The sequence below is a fragment of the Chitinibacter tainanensis DSM 15459 genome (genome assembly GCF_000429785.1).
Lineage (GTDB): Bacteria > Pseudomonadota > Gammaproteobacteria > Burkholderiales > Chitinibacteraceae > Chitinibacter > Chitinibacter tainanensis.
Genome location: NZ_KE386951.1, coordinates 1 through 15,658 on the forward strand (window position 1 = coordinate 1; position 15,658 = coordinate 15,658).

Annotated in this window: 13 protein-coding genes; 3 read left to right on the top strand and 10 right to left on the bottom strand. The window is 56.8% G+C overall.

The features are described 5' to 3' along the window. Positions 1-211 precede the first annotated feature (211 nt). Complete coding sequence (locus G482_RS0109565; protein WP_028449853.1) at positions 212-424, bottom strand: hypothetical protein; 213 nt, start codon at positions 422-424, stop codon at positions 212-214. Between the two features lie 93 nt (positions 425-517). After that, entirely contained in the window at positions 518-2,533 is a 2,016-nt protein-coding gene (locus G482_RS0109570; RefSeq protein ID WP_028449854.1) for a UvrD-helicase domain-containing protein, read from the bottom strand. A 134-nt stretch (positions 2,534-2,667) separates the two neighbouring features. Between G482_RS0109570 and G482_RS0109575 the strand changes: the two genes are divergently transcribed. Continuing rightward, on the top strand, positions 2,668-3,588 hold the full coding sequence (locus G482_RS0109575; RefSeq protein WP_028449855.1) for a flagellar brake protein: 921 nt from the start codon (positions 2,668-2,670) through the stop codon (positions 3,586-3,588). A 128-nt stretch (positions 3,589-3,716) separates the two neighbouring features. Here G482_RS0109575 and nth read toward each other — a convergent pair whose 3' ends face one another. From nth to G482_RS0109590, 3 genes are all read right to left on the bottom strand, one after another. Beyond that, positions 3,717-4,367 carry an endonuclease III gene (gene nth, locus G482_RS0109580; protein WP_028449856.1) on the bottom strand — a complete coding sequence of 217 codons (651 nt, stop codon included), beginning with the start codon at positions 4,365-4,367 and terminating at the stop codon, positions 3,717-3,719. A gap of 78 nt (positions 4,368-4,445) precedes the next feature. Then, entirely contained in the window at positions 4,446-4,697 is a 252-nt protein-coding gene (locus G482_RS0109585) for a TIGR03643 family protein (RefSeq protein ID WP_028449857.1), read from the bottom strand. Positions 4,698-4,813: 116 nt separating this feature from the next. Further along, positions 4,814-5,701: an ATP-binding protein gene (locus tag G482_RS0109590; protein ID WP_028449858.1), complete on the bottom strand. Its 888-nt coding sequence runs from the start codon at positions 5,699-5,701 to the stop codon at positions 4,814-4,816. Between the two features lie 177 nt (positions 5,702-5,878). On the opposite strand from G482_RS0109590, the gene G482_RS0109600 reads away from it, so the two are divergent. Beyond that, entirely contained in the window at positions 5,879-6,325 is a 447-nt protein-coding gene (locus G482_RS0109600) for a hypothetical protein (RefSeq protein WP_028449859.1), read from the top strand. Positions 6,326-6,959: 634 nt separating this feature from the next. On the opposite strand, the gene G482_RS0109605 is transcribed toward G482_RS0109600, so the two are convergent. Together G482_RS0109605 and argS are read right to left on the bottom strand one after the other, a co-directional pair. Further along, positions 6,960-7,340: a hypothetical protein gene (locus G482_RS0109605; RefSeq protein ID WP_028449860.1), complete on the bottom strand. Its 381-nt coding sequence runs from the start codon at positions 7,338-7,340 to the stop codon at positions 6,960-6,962. Positions 7,341-7,468: 128 nt separating this feature from the next. Continuing rightward, positions 7,469-9,187 carry an arginine--tRNA ligase gene (gene argS / locus G482_RS0109610; protein WP_028449861.1) on the bottom strand — a complete coding sequence of 573 codons (1,719 nt, stop codon included), beginning with the start codon at positions 9,185-9,187 and terminating at the stop codon, positions 7,469-7,471. 215 nt (positions 9,188-9,402) lie between these two features. Between argS and G482_RS18050 the strand changes: the two genes are divergently transcribed. Further along, positions 9,403-10,611, top strand: coding sequence for a cation:proton antiporter domain-containing protein (locus G482_RS18050; RefSeq protein ID WP_051258895.1), 1,209 nt, complete (start codon positions 9,403-9,405; stop codon positions 10,609-10,611). A 249-nt stretch (positions 10,612-10,860) separates the two neighbouring features. On the opposite strand, the gene tkt is transcribed toward G482_RS18050, so the two are convergent. The 3 genes from tkt to murU form a co-directional block, all read right to left on the bottom strand. Continuing rightward, on the bottom strand, positions 10,861-12,861 hold the full coding sequence (gene tkt, locus G482_RS0109620) for a transketolase (protein ID WP_034619449.1): 2,001 nt from the start codon (positions 12,859-12,861) through the stop codon (positions 10,861-10,863). A gap of 246 nt (positions 12,862-13,107) precedes the next feature. Then, entirely contained in the window at positions 13,108-14,832 is a 1,725-nt protein-coding gene (locus G482_RS0109630) for a PHA/PHB synthase family protein (protein ID WP_211227600.1), read from the bottom strand. Positions 14,833-14,929: 97 nt separating this feature from the next. Continuing rightward, positions 14,930-15,643, bottom strand: a complete 714-nt coding sequence (murU, locus tag G482_RS0109635) for an N-acetylmuramate alpha-1-phosphate uridylyltransferase MurU (protein ID WP_028449864.1) — start codon at positions 15,641-15,643, stop codon at positions 14,930-14,932. Positions 15,644-15,658 lie beyond the last annotated feature (15 nt).

The following is a 15,658-nucleotide window of genomic DNA, read 5'->3' on the forward strand; positions in this document are numbered from 1 at the left end:
AAAGCATGCCGCCAGCGTTCAATCTGAGCCAGGATCAAACTCTTTCGTTTAATCTCTAAGCTATTTTTACTACTTGGCTTGTACTTCAATACTCAAAGAAAATCACGAGTTAACAGGCAAAGCCTGCTGACTTGTTTTTTTCCTATCATCTGAGTGCAAGCACTTGTTTCGACTTACGAATCAAGCACTCACACTCATCGGCTGTATATTGTTAAAGATCGGGCTGGCGACTAGAGAAACTCGTTTTGTTTCGCTGCGTCATCAGCAGAGAGGCCGAACTATACCCACCCATCGAAAACACGTCAACACCTACCGAACGAAAAAGCACCAACAAGTCGATAAGCGTTTGATTTTCAAAGAAGCGAACGCCAAAGAAAATCGCACCCAACCAAGAAGAGCTATCAAACCCCAGGCCCAGCAACACCGCAACACCAGCGCAACCCTCGCAAAACCCAGCCTAAAAACACCACAGCCCGCTGACGCGGGCTGTGGTTTGGCTAGATTGCCCCTTCTTTATCTAGTTTTTCGGGGTCATCAGGGCGTTGAGACTGCTCATCAGCTGCGCAGCGCGACTGGCGTGCTCTTTTTTAATGTCGGCGCTGGGCGCGTATTTCTCAGAGAGCCGGCCGCTAAAATGCACATCGGTCATCGATAGCTCATCCAGAAAGCGGCTTGGGCGCGTGATTTGCCATTCGCCGGCACGCCGGCGCTTGCTGCAATAGGTAATGGTCAAGCTGCGCTGAGCGCGGGTGATGCCCACGTACATCAGCCGCCGCTCTTCCTCAACCATGCCGGTTTCGATGGAGTTCTGATGCGGCAGGATTTCCTCTTCGCAACCGATTAAGAAGACATGCGGATATTCCAGCCCCTTGCTGGCGTGCAAAGTCGAGAGGCGCACCGCGTCGACTTCTTCTTCATCGCGCCCTTCCAGCATCGTGATAATCGCAATGGTCTGCACGATCTCGATGAGGTTTTTGCCATCTTGCTCGCCCTTGCGGCTAATCCAGCTGGCCAGCTCCTGCACGCTTTTCCATTTATTTTCGGCGGGCTTGGGCTCTTCGCTATCGTATAACCAAGTTTCGTAATCGATCGCCGCCAGCAGCTCTTGCAGCAATGGCCCAGCCGGCTCGCGTGGGGCGCGGGTTTGCAGACGATTGATGAAATTGCAGAAGGTCTGCAGCGCTTCGGATTGAGCAGGCTGGATCTGATGGATAAACCCCTCCTCGTATGCCGCTGCAAACAAGGAAATCTGCCGGCTAGCGGCATATGCCCCCAGCTTTTCTAAGGTCACATTGCCAATCCCACGCTTGGGCGTGGTTACCGCGCGGATAAACGCCGGATCATCGTCTTCGTTGGCCACCAAGCGCAGATAGGCCAGTACATCTTTAATCTCGGCGCGATCAAAGAAGCTCTCACCCGCCGCCATCACATAGGGGATTTTCTCGGCGCGCAGTTGCGCTTCGATAATGCGCGACTGGAAATTGCCGCGATACAGCACCGCGTAATCTTTAAAACTGGTGCGATTGAGCAGCATATGTTGGCGCAACCGATCGGCCACGCATTTGGCTTCGTCTTCGTCGCTCTTGGTTTCCACCACTTTGATCAGATCGCCCTCGCCCAGCTCCGACCAGAGTTTTTTCTCGAATAGCTTGGGGTTGTTGCCGATGACCGCGTTGGCGCAACGCAAAATGCGCGCCACCGAGCGATAGTTTTGCTCCAGCTTGATCACTTCCAGCTTGGGGAAATCAATCTTCAGTTGCTTGAGGTTTTCCACATTGGCGCCGCGCCAGGCATAAATACTCTGATCATCATCGCCTACGGCGGTGAAGTAGCCGGTGATGTCGGTTAAGAGTTTCACCAGCTGGTATTGGGTGGTATTGGTGTCTTGGTATTCGTCGATCAATAAATAGCGCAGCTTGTGCCGCCATTTTTTCAGTACTTCATCGTTGTCTTCAAAGAGATCAACCGGCAGGCGAATCAGATCATCAAAATCCACCGCCTGATAGGCAAACAGCGTGTCTTGGTAGGCGCGATAAATCCGTGCCAGTTGCAGCTCGCCCTCGGAGCTAGCGGTGGCCATGGCCTTGTCAGGCGAGATGCGGTCATTTTTCAGCATCGAGATCTGCCCCGCCACTTGGCGGATAAGCGCTTTATCGGTGGTGACCAGCTGATCGGCGATGATTTTATTGGCGTCGGCCGAATCCAGAATCGAAAACTGGGTTTTATAGCCCAGATGCGGCGCTTCTTCGCGCAGGATTTTCATCCCCAGGCTGTGAAAGGTGGAAACCGTCAGCCCGCGTAAGCGCTCGGGTGGCAATAAGGTGGCCACCCGCTCCTGCATCTCGCGCGCCGCTTTATTGGTAAAGGTAATCGCAGCGATATTGCGCGCATCCATACCGGCCGTTTCGATCAGGTAGGCGATTTTTTGCGTGATCACCCGGGTTTTGCCCGAGCCTGCCCCGGCTAGCACCAGGCATGGGCCAGACAGATATTGCACCGCCGCGCGCTGCGGCGCATTCAGTAAATGCAGCATGAAGTAGGCCTAGAAATCCTGCCAGAAAGGGCAAAATGGTATCACGTCGATAAACTGCAACGCAGGTCGGCTGATGCTTGGCCATTTGTAAGAATTAGCGAACAATGGTTTATTCGCTCCGCAGGCCACCCAGAATGAGTAAGCCCGATCTGCAACCCGTCCGCGCCCAAGATCTGCATGTGGGCCAGCCCTTGGCGTACACCATTTATGATGCGCAGGGGCAACTGCTACTGCGCGAGGGGCAGATTATCCGTAATGCGGCGCAGCTAGACGCCTTACGCACACAGGGGCTGTTTCGGAATCCGCTGTGGCAGGGCACGGCGCAAGCCAGCATCAAGCGCAGCAGTATAGCCCCCAGCGCCAATCAGGATGAGCCAGCCAGCCCAATACCCCCTACCCCCAAAAAAGCCACCAAAGCGCGCCATCTGCCACAACTCAAAATCACCCCTGGTAGCACTTTGCATGTGCAATCGCTGGGCGATCCCCTCAAACCCAAAGCCGCGGTAAAACTGATCGGCTGGCAGGATAAAGCCGGCGTGCTGATTAGCACACTGAGCAACGATGGGGCGATTTTGCCGTTTCGCGAAGGGGAAACGCTGCAGCTCAAAACCATCGCCGGCAAAGACGTGGTGAGCTTTAAGGGCACGGTCGAGAAAGTCTGCTTCAGCCCCTTCCCCTACCTGCATCTAAGCTGGCCGGATAAGCTGGATATCCACCAACTGCGCAATAGCCTGCGAGTGAATAGCAATCTAATCGTGAGCGTAAACCGCACGCAGCAGGCGGGCGTTGCCGCGCGGGTGATTAATCTATCCGCCACCGGCGCCATGCTCGAAGGCGCGCAATTACAGCTCGAAGCGGGCGAAGCCATCCAGATCGGCCTGCGCCTGCACGCCGCTGGCGAAGACCACACACTGAGCATCAGTGCCACCGTCCGCAACTGCCACATCGACCCACCCGCAGTTACCATGCAATACGGGGTGGAGTTTGCGCCGCTGGGCGTGGCCGAGCGGCTGGTGGTAGAGCATTTTATTTTTCACGCACTGCTAGAGCAATAAAGCGGCTGGTATTGCCACGCAGTTGGCTAAGCCACACCCGCCGAGGCCATGCGCGTTCGGTACGTCCCCATACCCGCCAATGTATCGCTCGCTAGCCATTATTTAACATAGCGCAGCGAGCAATACCCCTAGCGCCCCGGCGGGGGCGTAAGCTGCTTGCTGCGATAGTCGCAAACATCATTCACCACGCAGCGCCAGCATTCGGGTTTGCGCGCCTTACACACATAACGGCCATGCAAGATCAGCCAGTGATGGGCGTTGAGCATGAATTCAGCCGGGGTGACCTTCAGTAATTTATCTTCCACCGCCCGCACATCCTTACCTGGCGCTAGGCCCGTGCGATTGCCGAGGCGGAAAATATGCGTATCCACCGCAATCGTGGGCACGCCAAATGCGGTATTGAGCACCACATTGGCCGTCTTGCGCCCCACGCCGGGCAGCGCCTCTAGGCTTTCGCGATCGCGCGGCACTTCCCCGCCGTGCTGCTCAATCAAGATGCGACAGGTTTCCAGTAGATGCTTGGCCTTGCTGCGATACAGGCCAATGGTGGCGATATAGGACTCTAGCCCGTCTTGGCCCAGCGCCAAAATCGCCGCCGGCGTGTTGGCCACCGGAAACAAGCGTGCGGTGGCTTTATTCACGCCGACATCGGTGGCCTGCGCCGACAGCAGCACCGCGGTCAATAGTTCAAATGGCGTGCTGTAATTCAGCTCGGTGGTGGGGTTGGGGTCTAGCTCGGCCAGCCGGGCATAAAAGGTATAGCGAGTCTGCTTATTCATAGTGGGCAGCCAGATTATCTGCGCCGCGCGGGCGAAAGCGGCCAATATCGCATCAAGCCCGCCGGCAGGCAACCACGCTCAGCGCGGTTTGTATTGGCCCGGCGCGTAGGCGCGCGTGATGTCGGGGTGGCGCAAGGCGGCGTGTTTGGTCACGCGGCCCGCGGTGCGCGCACGCCACAGGCGAAAACTGCTGGCGTGCAATTCACGCCGCATCAGCCGCACCAGCTGGGTTTGATTGAGCCCAAATTGCTGCTCAATCGCTTCAAACGGGGTGCGATCTTCCCATGCCATTTCGATAATGCGCGATAAATCTTCTGCATTCCAAGCCATGCGGTGGCTCCAGCGGTTATCCATGCACGGCAGATGTGGCCAAACGGGCAAGAAACAAGCCCGCCCGGCCAGAGTTGCGCCCGCCAAACCATACCGCGACTTCCGCAGCCACCCGCTTAGCCCGCCGCCTGCTGCGCCAGCCCGCGTCGCCCCAAGTAATCGCGCACAAACTGCCAGGCAATCCGCCCACTGCGGGCGCCGCGCGTGTGCGCCCACAGCAAAGCTTCGCGCTGCACCTCGGCATCCCACGGCGCGGGGCCCAGCACCGACAGCCAATGCGCCACCGCGCGCAAATATTCATCCTGACTAAAACTACTGAACGACAGCCAGATGCCAAAGCGCTCGGACAAGGCAATTTTTTCTTCCACCGCCTCGGCAAAATGAATCTCGCCGCCTTCATAGCGGGTGGCGGCGTTTTCGCTGAAATACTCAGGCACCAGATGCCGGCGGTTGGACGTGGCGTAAATCAGCACATTGGCCGACGGGCCGGCAATCGAGCCATCCAGCACCGTTTTCAGCCCCTGATAGCCGTGATCGCCCTCTTCAAACGACAAATCATCGCAAAAAATCAGAAAGCGCTCGGGCCGCGTGGCCACCAGCTCCACAATTTCGGGCAGATCATATAAATGGGTTTTCTCCACCTCGATCAGTTTCAGCCCATCGGCGCGGCAGGCCTGCCACACGGCCTTCACCAAAGATGATTTTCCGGTACCACGCGCGCCGGTGAGCAGCACATTATTGGCCGGCAAGCCGGCCACAAACTGGCGGGTATTGGTCAGCAGGCGCTGCTTTTGCGCCTCGACATTCTGTAAATCGGCCAGCGCCACCTCATGCGGCTGGCGCACTGGCTGCAAAAATCCACCCGCGGCCGTCGCCCGCCAGCGCCACGCGGCCGCCAGCCAATCCGGTGCTGCGCGGCTAGCTTGGCCTTGCTGCCATTGCTGCAGCGCCGCCTCGCCCAAACTTAATAGCCGCGCCAGTTGTGCGCTGAAATCCTGATCCATGCATGCCCCCTGCGCGCTTTGCCCTAGCGTTTTACCATCAGCGCATCTTCGCGCGCAGCCCGGCTGGGGTCAATGCTGGGCGCAACATCGCCACCACGGCCAGCGGCTAGCACTAGGCAAAAACCGCATCAGGTTTTACCCTTAATGGTATCAAGCAACGAGAACGGAAAGACCACCATGCCACGTCGCGCGAACCCTCGGATTTTAGCCCTGGATGCCACGTTTACCGTACTGAGCCTCGGGGCACTGAGCTATTACGGCTGGCTGGGCGAGTTTTATCCGGCTTGCCTGAGCCTGATCTTGCTCACCATCGCCGCCCGCCATTTGCTGAATGACTGGCAATCGCTACAAATCACGCCCATCCAGCTGAGCCTGCGCACCACGCGTCGCAGCTGGCAGATCGATACCATGATCTTGTGCCTGCTGATCACCGCGGCCATCAGCAGCTGGCTGCGCGGCGATTCACCGATGCTGACCCTACTCACCCTCGCCGGCGCCGTCCTCACCGCCCGGCATTGGCTCAATGGCTACCATTCCCTCCACAAAGCCCGCCCAATCCTCGCCGACACGCCATCGCGCTTTGGCGAGCTGGCAGCAGAGACGATTAGCGGCCAGTCGCGTTAATCACTGCCAGAGCTTTTTCCTTGAAGCTTAGCCTGCTGCGCTGGCGGTAAACCGGAGGTTTCGCCCGCCGGACGAGCAAGGGGCAGTCTTGCCTTGCCCCTTGCAACCCTAACGCGCCCGATCGCCGCGAAACCCCGTCCGTCCAGCGCTTGGCAAGGCGATGCGGAAACTCGCGTTGCGCTAGCGTCGCAACGCTCAAACAGCCGCATCTTAAAACCTTGCCAAGTGCCTCCCGAACGGCGCGGCTCCACGGGCGACTCGTACTAACCACGGCAGGGGTATGTTCACCAAAACAAATACCGGCAATGCCTTCAGCACAATACTGCCGCCAGTATTTACCGCGCTCGTGAAGTTGGGGCTTGGTTTCCCGTGTAGCGAAAACCGCAGCAAGGAGGGAGACGAACGGCTTTATCGTTTGGCTCACGACGCAGCAAGGGCAGCGCGGAGCGCTTTTCGCCCGGGTCGCCTTTGGGGTGAAGGGGTATTTGGCGAAGCAAATACCCTTCCCGTTAGCGCGGCGGAACGCGCATTGAAAACATCGCGCCAACGGCGCATAAAACAAAACCGCCATAATAAGCTCAGCGGTTCATTTATGTTGGGCTGTGCAAGCTTAGCCCAACCTACAGCACTGCAGCTATTGCGACCTATATAGCGAGACACCTAAATTCCACTTTTTTCTTAGCTGGAATGCATTTTCTCTGCCTTTAGGGATTTTGCTAGATTCTAGCGTTTCAACGAGAAACAAGCGCATTTCAACATCCCCTGCCTCTGCAACCCGAAATTGCCAATAACGCTCCAAAACATAATTCTCGTCATACATACCATAATGGAGCGCGAGTTTTTTCATTGCGTCTAGCCGCCCCAAATTGGCCTGCTTAATCACCATTGGCATATCCCGCTCGGCAATTTTAAACCCACTATTCATTGAAACTAGCCCATCACGCCTAGTATCTAACCCGACAAAAATGGCAAAACATGCTATTAACCCAACAAAAGGTACGATAAGTTTTTTCATAACACTCCATTTCTTTGTCGAAAATTTAAATTTCAAACATTAAATGTTGTATTAAATTCAAGGCAGTTTTTCATGAGCTGACCAATAAAAAAGCGACCTTCCGGTCGCTTTTTTATTGGTCAATCCAATTACATCTCTTCCAACACCGCAATCCCCAGCAAACTCAACCCAGTTTTCAATGTCTTGGCGGTTAAGGCCGCCAGCGCCAGCCGGCTGTCTTTAGCGGCGCCTTCGGCCGAGAGGATTGGGCAGGCTTCATAAAAGCGCGAGAACTGCTGGGCCAGATTGAATAGATACGCACACAGCTGATGCGGCTGGCAGGTGCTGGCCACGGATTCGATCACTTCGTCGAACTGCGCCAATTGCAGCGCCAGCTGTTTTTCGGCGGGCTCGGTGATGACGATGGCGGCGCTGGTATTTACCGCGCCCACTTTGCGGAACACCGACTGCACGCGGGTGTAGGCGTATTGCAGATACGGGGCGGTGTTGCCTTCGAAGGCCAGCATGGTATCCCAGTTGAAGATGTAATCGCTGGTGCGGTTTTTGGATAGATCGGCGTATTTCACTGCGCCAATACCTACGGCTTTGGCGATACTGCGGCGGGTATCTTCCGCTAGATCAGGGTTTTTCTGGCTTACCAGCGTATACGCCCGCTCGATGGCTTCATCCAGCAGCTCGACCAGTTTGACTGTATCACCTGAGCGGGTTTTGAACGGCTTGCCGTCTTCGCCCATCATCGTACCGAACGCCACGTGTTCGAGGGCCATATCGGCGGGGGCAAAACCGGCTTTTCGGCTCAGTGTAAAGAGTTGCTGGAAGTGCAGGCTTTGGCGCGCATCCACCACATACACCACGCGTTTCAGATCAAGGCTGCGGTGGCGATAGCGCACGGCGGCGAGGTCAGTGGTGGCATACAGGAAGCCGCCATCTTTTTTCTGGATGATCATCGCCTGCGGTTCGCCTTCCGGGTTTTTGAATTCCGGCAGGAACACCACTTGCGCGCCCTGATCTTCCACCAGCAGGCCGGCATTGCGCAGATCGCTGACTACCACAGGCAGATCGTCGTTGTAGGCTGATTCGCCGCGCACCGCGGCCAGATCCAGCCCTACGCCCAGCTTGTCGTACACCGCTTGGCAGTGCTGCATGGAGACTTCGACAAACTGTTTCCACAGCGCCAGCACTTCAGCGTCGCCGCCTTGCAGTTTCACCACGTATTGACGCGCGGTATCGGCAAAAACGGCGTCTTCATCAAAGCGCACTTTGGATTTGCGATAGAAGTTTTCCAGATCGGCCAGCTCCAGCTCGGCATCGCCCGATTGACGGGTTTCGACGAGGTAAGCCACCAGCATGCCAAATTGCGTACCCCAGTCGCCGACGTGGTTACAGCGCTGCACATCATGGCCCACAAAGCCCAGAACGCGCGCGATGGCGTCGCCAATGATGGTGGAGCGCAGATGGCCCACGTGCATTTCTTTGGCCAAGTTCGGCGATGAATATTCAACCATCACTTTTTGTGGCGCGGGCTTGGCGATGCCGAGGGCGTCGTCACTTTGCGCGGCGCTCAGGCGCTGGGCCAGAAATTCGGGCGCGAGGTGAATATTGATAAAGCCGGGGCCGGCGATTTCGACTTTGTCGGCGATACCGGCCAGATCCAGCGCAGCCACTACTTTGGCCGCCAGCTCGCGGGGGTTGGTTTTCAGCGCTTTGGCGGCGCCCATCACCCCGTTGGCCTGGAAATCGCCAAATTCTGGTTTACCGGAAGGCTGGATTACGGCCGGCGCATCGGGGGCGCCAGCAGCGGCCAGCGCAGCTTGTACGCGCTGGTTCAGGAGTTGGGAAATCGTCATGAAGCGGCCTAAATTCGTAAGTGGGGCCCGCGCAGGGGGCGCTGTGGCGAACCAAATGCCAGCCAGCGAGCCAAAACCGCCATTGTACCTGCTTGTGCCGCCAGCTCAAAAACCGCAGGGGAAAATTACAATTTCAACCATGGATGTGAATTTGCCGTTCAGCTTCAAGCTGTGCGTCTGTCATAATCGAGCAGAATCAAAGCGATGGAGATGCGATGCACCACGATACACCGCTGTTAACGACTTTAGTCTTGGGCCTGGGCCTAGCTTATGTGTTTGGCATGCTGGCCCAGCGCTGCCGCATGCCGCCGCTGATCGGTTATTTGTGTGCCGGGATTATCGTCGGCCCCTTTACCCCGGGGCCCTTGGCCAATCAGGCGCTGGCCAATGAATTGGCCGAAGTGGGCGTGATTTTGCTGATGTTTGGCGTGGGCCTGCATTTTTCGCTGAAAGACCTGCTGAGCGTGAAGAAAATCGCCATCCCCGGCGCAGTGCTACAGATTGCCTGCGCCACCGCCTTGGGCATGGGCCTAGCGTGGGCAATGGGCTGGCCGTGGGGCGAGGGCCTGGTGTTTGGCTTGGCGCTGTCGGTGGCGAGCACGGTGGTGCTGTTAAAAGCACTGCAAAAATACGAGCTGGAGCAAACCCCGCAAGGCCGGATTGCAATTGGCTGGCTGATTGTAGAAGACCTGGCCATGGTGCTGATCTTGGTCTTGCTGCCGGCGCTGGCAGGCCTCTTGGGTGGCACCAGCAGTGGGCACGGCGATGTGGCGCTGGGGCAGCTGATTTTGATGACGCTACTGAAAGTCACCGCCTTTGTGACCTTTATGCTGGTGGTGGGTCGCCGAGTGATCCCGTGGGTGCTGGAAAAAACCGTCTGGACCGGTAGCCGCGAGCTATTTCGGCTAGGCGTACTGGCGATTGCGCTGGGTGTCGCCTACGGCGCAGCGCATTTATTTGGTGTGTCGTTTGCGCTGGGGGCGTTCTTCGCCGGCATGGTGTTGGCCGAATCGGAATTTAGCCATCGCGCGGCCGAAGAATCGCTGCCGCTGCGCGATGCGTTTGCGGTACTGTTTTTCGTCTCGGTGGGTATGCTGTTTAACCCGGCGATTATTCTGGAGCAACCGCTGGCGCTGCTGGGCACCGTGTTGGTGATTGTGGTGGGTAAATCGCTGGCGGCTTGGGGCATTGTGCGGCTGTACGGCTACAACAATGCCGTGGCCAGCACCATTGCCGCGAGCCTGGCGCAGATTGGCGAATTCTCGTTTATTTTGGCCAGCATGGGCATGGCGCTGGGGCTGCTGAGCACCGATGCCAACGCGTTGATTATCGCTGGCGCGCTGCTGTCGATCTTGCTCAACCCACCGCTGTTTTCCATCCTGACCCGGCTCTTGCCGGAGAGCAAACCGGCGGAGGCCAGCTGAGCACAGCCGCTGTTAGAGCCACAGAAAAACACCCCAGCGCGCTGGGGTGTTTTTTTATATCCACATCCCTTCGCCATCACGCTGAGCACAAGACATGCGCAGTACGCACCTTGCCTGGCAATACACTCGCAGGTATTGCCGTGCGAGGTTTATTTTATAAGGCTTACTGCCCCATACCCTCCACACAAGCCATTAAGCTTCAATAAAAAACGGGCCCCGCAGGGCCCGTTGTGTTTGGCGTGGTGACGCTTATTTCACCAGTGCTTTCGCACGTGCCACCACGTTTTCTACCGTGAAGCCGAAGTGCTTGAACAGCAATGGCGCAGGTGCTGATTCGCCGAAGGTGTCGATACCGATCACATCGCCTTCCAGACCCACGTATTTGCGCCAGAAGTCGCTGGTAGCCGCTTCAACCGCCAGGCGTGGCACGCCGGCTGGCAAGACGGATGCTTTGTAGGCCGCGTCTTGTTTGTCGAACACATTGGTACTTGGCATTGAAACCACGCGCGCTGCGATACCTTCAGCCGCCAGAGCGTCGAACGCTTTCACCGCCAGATCCAGCTCAGAACCGGTGGCCAGCAAGACCACTTTGGCATTCGCCGCATCGCGCAGTACATAGCCACCGCGTTTGATGTTGGCGATTTGCTCTTCAGTGCGCGTTTGGAAAGCCAAGTTCTGACGGCTGAAGATCAGTGAAGATGGCGTAGTGCGTTGCTCGATCGCATCAGCCCAAGCCACCATCGCTTCAACGGTATCCGCTGGACGCCAAGTGTTCAGATTCGGGATGCAACGCAGGGTTTGCAATTGCTCAACTGGTTGGTGAGTTGGACCATCTTCACCCAAGCCGATTGAATCGTGCGTGTAAACGAAGATATTGTTGGTTTTCATCAGCGCAGCCATGCGCACTGCGTTCAGCGCGTATTCGCAGAACATCAGGAAGGTGCCGCCGAATGGACGGAAACCACCGTGCAGTACTAGGCCATTCATAATATGGCTCATACCGAATTCGCGCACACCGTAGCTGATGTGATTACCGCTAATTTGGCCGTTTTCAACTTTCAGGCTGCTCGAGCCTTTCCAGTTGGTCAAGTTAGAACCAGTCAAGTCAGCCGAACCGCCGAGCATTTCTGGCAAGTTTGGCGCGAAGGCTTGAATCGCGTTTTGGCTGGCTTTACGCGTTGCGATGGTTTCTGCTTTGCTATTGGCTTCGGCAACGGCAGATTTCACCAGATCTTGCCAGTTCGCTGGCAAGTCGCCTTTCATACGGCGAGTGAATTCAGCGGCTTCGGCTGGGTATTGCGCGGCGTATTTCGCAAACAGCGCATTCCATTCGGCCTCAAGCGCAGCACCAGCGGCTTTTTTGTCCCAACCTGCGTACACGTCAGCAGGGATTTCAAATGGGGCATGTGGCCAACCAATCGCTTCGCGAGTCAGTGCGATTTCCGCGTCGCCCAATGGTGCGCCGTGGCAATCGTGGCTAGCGGCTTTGTTGGGCGAGCCTTTACCAATGATGGTTTTGCAGCAGATCAGCGTTGGTTTGTTGCTTTCCGCTTTGGCGGCAAGGATGGCGGCGTTCAGTGCATCTACATCGTGGCCATCTACGCCAGCAATGACGTGCCAGCCGTAAGATTCGAAACGTTTTGGCGTGTCATCGGTGAACCAGCCTTCAACGTGGCCATCAATTGAAATACCGTTGTCGTCCCAGAAGGCAATCAGCTTGCCCAAGCCCCAAGTGCCGGCCAGCGCGCACGCTTCGTGAGAGATACCTTCCATCAAGCAACCGTCACCCAGGAACACATAAGTGTGGTGGTCAACGATGTCCAGACCCGGTTTGTTAAATTGCGCCGCCAGCAGTTTTTCTGCCAAAGCGAAACCCACGGCATTGGTGATACCTTGGCCAAGCGGGCCAGTCGTTGTTTCTACACCTGGGGTGTAGTGAACCTCTGGGTGACCTGGGGTTTTTGAATGGAATTGACGGAAGTTTTTGATGTCTTCCATCGATACATCGTAACCAGTGAGGTGCAGCAATGCGTATTGCAGCATTGAGCCGTGGCCATTCGATTGTACAAAGCGGTCGCGGTTCGCCCAAGCTGGGTTTTGTGGGTTAAAGCGCATATGGCCACCCCACAATGCAAGACCAATTTCAGCCATCCCCATCGGTGCGCCTGGGTGGCCTGAATTGGCTTTTTGCACAGCGTCCATCGCCAGTGCGCGAATTGCATTTGCTAAATCAGTACGCGTAGCTGCCATCACGGTTTTCCTTAATCAATGAAAAACGAATTGCCGCCCGTGATCAGCCATGTTTAGCCGCCCAATCCAGGCCACAACCCAAGGTCAAAAAAGTCTCTGCATTATCGCTGTCCACACCAAATTGGCATAGTGGCCAGCCTAAAAAAATCCACGCGCCCATTAGAGCACGCAGCCATGCCAGTAATGTTGCGGAAAAACAAACCCGCCGCAAATGGGCGGCGGGTGCGGGGGTGAATGTCGCGCTGTTTATTCGAGCACGTAGGTGCCGGGTGCGGCGCAGAGCTTGGCGTGTTTACGGCTCGACAGTTTGGGCTTCACCTGATTACCCGACTGCGGGCGCAACCATTCCACCCAATTAGGCCACCAGCTACCAGCCACCTGAGTCTGAGCAGCTAGCCAGTCCTCAGCGCCGGCGCCTTTAGTTGGCGTGCCCTGCCAGTAGCTACGTTTACACTTGGGCCCCGGCGGGTTGATGATGCCGATGATGTGGCCTGAGGTCGATAAGGTAAATTGCACCGGCCCGGCCACGCGCTCGACCAGCGTGTAGGTTTGCTTCCACGGCGCGATATGGTCTTCTTCGGCGCTCACCATATAAATCGGCTGGGTGATCAGCCCCAAATCGATGGGCTGGCCCGCGAGGGTAAGGGCATCGGGCTGGACCAGTTTATTGTGCCAGTACAGCTCGCGCAGATAGGTGTGGTGCATACACTTGGGCATGCGGGTGGTATCCATATTCCAATACAGCACATCAAAGGCCATCGGCGTTTCACCGAGCAGATAATTGCTGGCCCAGTAATTCCAGATCAGGCTATTGCTACGCAGCAGGCGAAAACTCGCCGCCATGTCTTTGCCATCCAGATAGCCTTTGTTTTCCATAATCCGGTCGATGTAATCGAGACCATCTTCATCGATAAAGACTTCGATATCGCCCGGGCGGGCAAAATCGGTCAGTGTGGTGAGCAAGGTGGCGCTTTGCACTGGCACTTTGCCCGGCTGCGCCCGATTGGCCCAGGCCAGATAAGTGGTGACCAAGGTACCACCAATGCAATAGCCCAAGAGATTGACTTTATCGCTACCGGAAATCTCGCAGGCCACATCAATAATCTGCGCCACGCCGTCGGTGAGGTAATCATCCAGCCCCACTTCGCTCATGCTGGCATCGGGGTTTTTCCAGCTGGTAACAAACACCGAAAAGCCTTGGTCCACCAGATACTGGATCATGCTCTTTTGCGGATTCAAATCCAGCACGTAGTATTTATTGATCCACGGCGACACCAGCACCAGCGGCACCTTATGCACGGAGGGGGTATTGGCTTCAAAGTGAAGTACTTCAAGGAGTTTACCGCGATACACCACAGCGCCTCGGGTAGTGGCGAGATTTTCGCCCACTTTAAAGGCGCTCAGATCCGTCATGGAAATATCGCCGCGCGCCATATCGGCCAGGAAATTCTGCCAGCCTTTCGCCAGGCTCTCGCCGCGGGTTTCTAGCGCAGTGGCCAGCGCATTGGGATTAGTGAGCAGGAAATTTGTCGGCGCCAAGGCATTGAGCCATTGGCGTAACCAGAAGGCGCTGATACTGCGTTGCTGCTCATTCAAGCCCGGCGTAGCGTACAGGCAATTTTGCAGCCAGCGGGTATTGAGTAAATACAGCTCTTTGATGCTGTCCCAGTACGGTGAATCGCACCAGACCGGATCGGCAAAACGTGGGTCTTCGGGATGAGGCGGAATCACATCGGTATCGGGCTCGCCCCAGTAGCGGCGAGTAGCAAAGCCCAACAGGCGGATTAAATCCCGATTGTAAGTGCCGCATACCTCCAAGAGCTGCTGCGGATGCGCCAGCCAGGCCTGATGGGCTTGCTGCGTGGTGGCCCACAAACCGAAGGGATCGAACAGCTGCCGCATCTGATGCTGCAGGGTCTGATTGCGCTGCTGTTGTTCGGCAGCGAATTGCGTGACGACTTTCTCAGGCATGATGGCGGCTCCGCGCGGCGATATCTTTCAATCTACGCTGCAGCGCAGCAATTTTCAATGGCCTTTTTAACGGCTGACCAGTGGCATCAGCCCGACCTCAATCGCCCCCTGCCGCCAGTAAGTCGCCAAGGCGCTGCAATGCCACCGTTCGCGCCCATTGCAGCCGCTCAACCGTGCCTACATCCAGCCATTGCCCCTGATGCAAGCTGGCACTCACTAGACCTTGCGCCATGGCCTCGCGCAGCAAGGGGCCAAGCTTGGCCGGTTGGCCGGCTGGCGTTTGCGCAAACAAGGCGGGGTGATACAACCCCACACCGCTAAAGGTGTAGAGCGGGCTGCCCTCAGCTACGGCCAGCCCTGCCGCAAGAGCAAAATCACCAGTGGGGTGATGCTCGGGATTAGGCACCAAAATCAGATGCGCCAAGCGCCCCGGCGCCAGGCTTTGCAGCGCTGGCTGAGCAAAATCAATGTCGGTAAACACATCGCCGTTCACCACCAGAAATGGCGTTGCGCCATCCGGGCTTAATTGCGGCAAGGCCGTGGCAATGCCGCCAGCGGTTTCCAGCGCCTGAGTTTCCGCTGAATACGTCAGCTGCAGGCCATAGGCCGCGCCATCTTGCAGCCGCGCCTCAATCTGCGCCCCTAGCCAGGCGTGATTGATGACCACTTGCGCAAAGCCCGCCGCCCGTAGCGCCTGCAGGTGCCAGCCAATCAAGGGCTGCCCAGCCACATCCAGTAGCGGCTTGGGGGTGGTATCGGTGAGCGGGCGCATCCGTTCGCCACGGCCTGCGGCCAAGATCATTGCTTTCATTGCTGTACCCAATAG

Excerpts from the sequence above, each read along its gene's own strand:
- G482_RS0109630 (WP_211227600.1), bottom strand. The coding sequence starts at position 14,832 with ATGCCTGAGAAAGTCGTCACGCAATTCGCTGCCGAACAACAGCAGCGC.
- G482_RS0109590 (WP_028449858.1), bottom strand. The coding sequence starts at position 5,701 with ATGGATCAGGATTTCAGCGCACAACTGGCGCGGCTATTAAGTTTGGGC.
- G482_RS0109600 (WP_028449859.1), top strand. The coding sequence starts at position 5,879 with ATGCCACGTCGCGCGAACCCTCGGATTTTAGCCCTGGATGCCACGTTT.
- G482_RS0109605 (WP_028449860.1), bottom strand. The coding sequence starts at position 7,340 with ATGAAAAAACTTATCGTACCTTTTGTTGGGTTAATAGCATGTTTTGCC.
- tkt (WP_034619449.1), bottom strand. The coding sequence starts at position 12,861 with ATGGCAGCTACGCGTACTGATTTAGCAAATGCAATTCGCGCACTGGCG.
- argS (WP_028449861.1), bottom strand. The coding sequence starts at position 9,187 with ATGACGATTTCCCAACTCCTGAACCAGCGCGTACAAGCTGCGCTGGCC.
- G482_RS18050 (WP_051258895.1), top strand. The coding sequence starts at position 9,403 with ATGCACCACGATACACCGCTGTTAACGACTTTAGTCTTGGGCCTGGGC.
- nth (WP_028449856.1), bottom strand. The coding sequence starts at position 4,367 with ATGAATAAGCAGACTCGCTATACCTTTTATGCCCGGCTGGCCGAGCTA.
- G482_RS0109575 (WP_028449855.1), top strand. The coding sequence starts at position 2,668 with ATGAGTAAGCCCGATCTGCAACCCGTCCGCGCCCAAGATCTGCATGTG.
- G482_RS0109585 (WP_028449857.1), bottom strand. The coding sequence starts at position 4,697 with ATGGCTTGGAATGCAGAAGATTTATCGCGCATTATCGAAATGGCATGG.
- G482_RS0109570 (WP_028449854.1), bottom strand. The coding sequence starts at position 2,533 with ATGCTGCATTTACTGAATGCGCCGCAGCGCGCGGCGGTGCAATATCTG.
- murU (WP_028449864.1), bottom strand. The coding sequence starts at position 15,643 with ATGAAAGCAATGATCTTGGCCGCAGGCCGTGGCGAACGGATGCGCCCG.